The sequence below is a fragment of the Bacillus sp. JJ664 genome (assembly GCF_036962205.1).
GTDB lineage: Bacteria > Bacillota > Bacilli > Bacillales > Bacillaceae_G > Gottfriedia.
This window is the reverse complement of sequence record NZ_JBALMS010000180.1, coordinates 1-4,907: the sequence shown is the minus strand read 5'-3', so window position 1 is coordinate 4,907 and position 4,907 is coordinate 1. Positions and strand designations below refer to the sequence as shown.

Here is a 4,907-nt window from a genome sequence, read left to right as displayed (position 1 = left end):
TTTCAATAAGATTCATATATTTATGAATCTTATTGTTTCAAATAATAGGAGTTTTGACATGTTTTGAAGAAATATTAACTAGGAATGCATTAATTTAAATATGAATTGAAAGGATTTATTAAAATGACCATAATATTTGAAACTAAGCGATTAACGCTACGAATATTTGAGGATGAACATCTTGAAGCAACTAAATCCTTTTGGGGTGATGAAGATGTTATGGCCCTTTGCAGCGGTGCTACGACAGAGGAATTATTATCTCAAATCATACTCGGATATCGGAACTGCAATGAAAAGACAGGTTTATCGGTTTATGCTGTGGAAGAAAAGAAATCAGGGAATATTATTGGTGCAGCAGGGTTTAATATTTCTGGGAAAATGGACACTGTAGAATTAATTTACCATTTTAATAAAAACTCTTGGGGACAAGGATATGCAACCGAAGCAGTTAAAGCTTGTCTAGAACTTGCTAAGCATCACGGTAGCGTCAAACTGATTACCGCTTCTGCTGACGTTAAAAATGGTGGCTCCTTAAAAATCCTTGAAAAAGTAGGTTTTATTGATAAAGGAACAAAATATTTCGAAGACTCAAATCAAGATGAACCTTATTTTGAATACCCTATTGGAGATTTAAAAGAAAATAAGTAGACTTTCAAACCTACTTAATTTTCTTTTTTCTACTTAGTTATTAAATCTTACATAAATTATTTCAGGATCATCTTCATCTAAATTATGTATGACCCCACTCTCTACATAATCTAGCGTTTTAAATACTTCTTGCATTGGCTGATTTGATTGATTTGTAGATGAAAATATTTTACTAGTTTGACAGTTTTCTTCTATATATCTTAATAAGCTCTTTGCAACTCCATTTCTTCTTTTTCTAGGACTCACAATAACTAACTCAACAAAAAATTGCCCAAAAAAATGCTGATGATAGATAAGAAAGCCACTGATCATTTCATCAACACAACTTACTATGCATCTATTTTGTATTATTGACTTTCTAATTTCAGCTTCCCTACAATTGCTTTTTATGACTTCTTCCTCTATGTACATGATTTCTTTTAAATCAAGTAATGTAGCTGGTCTAATTTCCATATTAATCTTTTCCTTTTTGGTTAATTTCATATCATTCAAATCGCTTATCTTTGGCTCTATTCACTATCTTTAAAGAATAAGTCACTTTAGGAGAAGAGGGTTTCCCCTATTCATTTTGAGGAAATTCATTGAAACTTAATAATGAATACTACTAAACTCAGAAAATACTTCCCATCATTTTTCCAATCCATTTCTAGTACTCTGATTAAACATAAACATACATCTCCTTACAATTTATATTTGTTATTAATTTTATATTACCCTTTATGAATACTCATCTCCAAAGTTTAAAGATAAACGAAAAAGGAAAAGATAAGATAAAAAGGAAATGAGAACGTATGGCATTAAATTTTATCGTTGGATTTGTAATTCCTTGGATTATTTTTATATTTCATCTAAACCTTAAAGATAAAACTCTTTTAGTTCTCATTGCTCCATTTGGAACTTTTCTTGCATATACGATTAATGATTTTGGAATCTATTTTGAACTTTGGAAAGTACAGCCATTTGATCACCCATTATCTGAAATGCCTTTTAATATTGGACTTTATCCTGTATTAGGATGCTATTTAATATACTTTATAAAGAAATACAAACATCCATATATATTGATTATCGTAATATCCTTATTTACAACTGGTCTAGAATACGGCTACCTGCAAGCGGAAAATGTAAATTACGGAAATGGTTGGAGTATATATTGGACGATATTGTCCTACGTCATCCCTTTTACAATCGCTTATTGGTTTTATCTTTATTTGAAAAAGTTAAATATCACGAATTAACAATTTCTACTATCATTACTTTATATCATCAAAAGCCTACTCATTCAAAGTAGGCTTTTTGTTTTGCCTATTGATTCATGATACACCATTTTCGTCAGTTAACACTTGCCTAGTTGACTTCATATACTAATGAAAAATGGAGATGATCATTTTGGCTAATTGGATTCATATATCAACTTCTCGACATCAATTAAAACTTTTTGATGGCAGCCAACTCATTAAAACATACCCGATTGGTGTTGGTAAAATGGTGACACCAACACCAGCTGGCACATATACAATCATAAACAAAGACCCAAATCCAGGAGGACCTTTTGGCGTATTATGGATGGGGCTTTCAAGACCACATTACGGTATCCATGGAACAAACGATCCCGCATCAATTGGTCATGATGTATCGCATGGTTGTATAAGAATGCAAAATCGTGATGTTTTGGATTTATCATCCAGAGTTTCAATTGGAACTGGCGTCGTCATTGCGAGTTGATTTCAATCATACATTATGTAACAAGTATTGTTATAACAAAGTTCCCCATTACTAAAACAGTATTAGGGGTTTTTTTGTACATAAAAAAATATATGCATTAATGTAATCAAATTATTGAGAAGATTACCAAATTAATTTATAGGGTACTTATAAATCCAGTACTTTTTTTAATTCTATAAATATTCTATACTAATTTAATAGTAAACTTGTAAACGAAAACTAATTGGGGGGAAACGCTTGAAATCACCACTTATATCATATGCCTTTTTATTTTTTGCCGTATTTGCACTTTCTACCTCTGCAATCTTTGTGAAATTAGCAGATGCACCAGCCTCGATTACCGCATTTTATCGGATGCTTTTTGCAGCATTGATTCTATTACCTTTTTTAATAGGAAGCAAAAAGAATCAACAGGAATTAAAATCTTTGTCAAAAAAACAATGGGGTCTAGGTTTATTATCAGGCTTATTTTTAGCCACTCATTATGCATTATGGTTTGAATCACTACACTATACCTCTGTAGCAAGTTCGACCGTTATTGTAACTTTACAACCTCTTTTTTCAATGGTCGGAGGGTATTTTTTATTTAAGGAACGCTTTAGTTTTGGCGCAATAATCGGTTGTGTTGTTGCAATTGCCGGAAGTATTGTGATTGGATGGCAGGATTTTCAGATCAGTGGCCAAGCTTTGTTAGGTGATATTTTAGCTTTTATTGCTGCTGGTGTCATTACTGCATATTTCTTTGTTGGACAACATTTTCGAAAGACACTTTCACTTGTTCCATATTCAATTATTGGGTATGCAAGTAGCGCTTTATTCTTATGTATTTATGCAATTTCACTTAATGAACCCTTCATTAATTACTCAAAACAAACGTGGTGGTCATTTATCGGTATTGCATTTATTGCTACAATCTTAGGCCAAACCATTTTTAATTGGCTTTTAAAATGGTTAACTACTACTGTAATCTCAATGAGTATTTTAGGGGAGACAATCGGAACATGTATCCTGGCTTATTTTATTTTGGATGAAATCATTTCCTTGCAGCAAGGAATTGGAATCTCTATTATTTTAATTGGTCTAGCCATTTTTCTACTCAAACAAAGAAAAATAGAATCAAAGGAAGTTGCTTAATTTATGTACATAAAAAACCGCTGATTACATTTTAAAAATGTTCAGCGGTTTTTTTTATGAAAGTTTTGCTACTTTTGAAGGATTATTTAATTTATATTTCACTTCTTTATTTAATTTTTTATCAACAATTTTACCATCAAATTGATAAGAATTTCCTAGTTCTAATTCTGCTGCTTTCAAGGATTTACTAAGCGAGCACCAAGCATCTCCAATCGTTAATTCGGTATCACCTTTTACAACGACATTTTCCCAAATAACAATTTCTTCTTCACTATCATTAAAGTGATTATATTTTGTTGAAAATTCCTTAACAGTACCATTGAAATGAGCTTTTTCTGTTGGTAGAACGATTGATATTGTTTCTTTTTTCTCTTTTGAAGCCTTCGTAGCAGTAGTACTTTTCGTTTCTTTTGGTTTAGGATTTTCACTCTTCACTTCAGTAGATTTGCTAGCATTTTCATCAACTATATATACCTTTTTGAAATTTGGAGACTGCATTTCTTTTAAATATGCTGGATGAATGCTTGATAAATTTCCATCTTCAAATTCAATAATGATTGTATGATACTCAGCAGTTACACCGTAAGTCTCATACCCAACCATTTTAACGATTCGTTGATAATCCTGTCCTTTAAATAAAAATTCATGTTTTGGGTTCTTATTAAAAAGTCCCCACAATTGACCTTTTTCTAAATAATCTTCATCAGATAAAAATTTTGTAAATTCCCCTTTAGGTGGGATATATTTCGTTAATTCACTTTTTTCGATATGTGATAAATTGTTCGCCATGTATAAACTCCTTTTTTAACAATACGCTTATTTATTTAATAGTAATCTACTTATCATTTTTTCACAATCATCACCGATTTAAAACAAATTGTTCTCTTGTTTAAGAATGGTATCTTTTAAAGATTTGACAAATAAAAAAAGCAACCAAATTGGCTGCTGGCTTACTTTTCTTCTGGTTTATTGATTACATTTTTTGTACCACTATATAGTCCAGTAGCTGATAATCCAATCATTAACCCTACGACAATACCCTCTTTAATATTACTTGCTATATAAAAGATGCCAAAGAGTAAGCCAAAGAATACACTTACAAATGGAGCGTATTTTGCTGGTAACCCGCCTCTTTTAAATAATTCTACGATTCCTATGATCAGTGGAATGACTGCTACATTATAGATTTCAAACATCCTACACCCCTCCTTTATTTCAATATATTCTATTTTATTAATGCATCCTTCAAAATGTGTCCAATCAGAAATAGTCTCTAAAAATTTTTAGTTGTTATTGACCTATACTTTCAATACTTACATAATGAATGATCCTATTTAATGTTTAGAATAATCGACTTTCATTTCAACCACATGTAAAAAACATGACAATTCATTTAAATT

7 protein-coding genes are annotated in these 4,907 nt (G+C 31.0%); 4 read left to right on the top strand and 3 right to left on the bottom strand.

Annotation, left to right across the window (positions count from 1 at the left end; all coding sequences use genetic code 11):
* Positions 1-123: 123 nt before the first annotated feature.
* Positions 124-648, top strand: a complete 525-nt coding sequence (locus V7056_RS19695; protein ID WP_499704086.1) for a GNAT family N-acetyltransferase — start codon at positions 124-126, stop codon at positions 646-648.
* A gap of 33 nt (positions 649-681) precedes the next feature.
* On the opposite strand, the gene V7056_RS19690 is transcribed toward V7056_RS19695, so the two are convergent.
* Positions 682-1,101, bottom strand: a complete 420-nt coding sequence (locus V7056_RS19690) for a GNAT family N-acetyltransferase (RefSeq protein WP_499704085.1) — start codon at positions 1,099-1,101, stop codon at positions 682-684.
* A 338-nt stretch (positions 1,102-1,439) separates the two neighbouring features.
* Here V7056_RS19690 and V7056_RS19685 point away from each other — a divergent pair, with 338 nt between their 5' ends.
* The 3 genes from V7056_RS19685 (at position 1,440) to V7056_RS19675 (ending at position 3,507) form a co-directional block, all read left to right on the top strand.
* Positions 1,440-1,886, top strand: a complete 447-nt coding sequence (locus V7056_RS19685) for a CBO0543 family protein (RefSeq protein ID WP_499704084.1) — start codon at positions 1,440-1,442, stop codon at positions 1,884-1,886.
* 151 nt (positions 1,887-2,037) lie between these two features.
* The gene (locus V7056_RS19680) at positions 2,038-2,373 is read left to right on the top strand and encodes a L,D-transpeptidase (protein WP_499704083.1); all 336 of its coding nucleotides are present in this window, start codon (positions 2,038-2,040) and stop codon (positions 2,371-2,373) included.
* Between the two features lie 237 nt (positions 2,374-2,610).
* Positions 2,611-3,507: a DMT family transporter gene (locus tag V7056_RS19675; protein ID WP_499704082.1), complete on the top strand. Its 897-nt coding sequence runs from the start codon at positions 2,611-2,613 to the stop codon at positions 3,505-3,507.
* A 54-nt stretch (positions 3,508-3,561) separates the two neighbouring features.
* On the opposite strand, the gene V7056_RS19670 is transcribed toward V7056_RS19675, so the two are convergent.
* Positions 3,562-4,296: a hypothetical protein gene (locus tag V7056_RS19670; protein WP_499704081.1), complete on the bottom strand. Its 735-nt coding sequence runs from the start codon at positions 4,294-4,296 to the stop codon at positions 3,562-3,564.
* 161 nt (positions 4,297-4,457) lie between these two features.
* Positions 4,458-4,703 (bottom strand): hypothetical protein, encoded by a 246-nt coding sequence (locus tag V7056_RS19665; protein ID WP_087998307.1) that lies wholly within the window; start codon positions 4,701-4,703, stop codon positions 4,458-4,460.
* Positions 4,704-4,907: the final 204 nt, after the last annotated feature.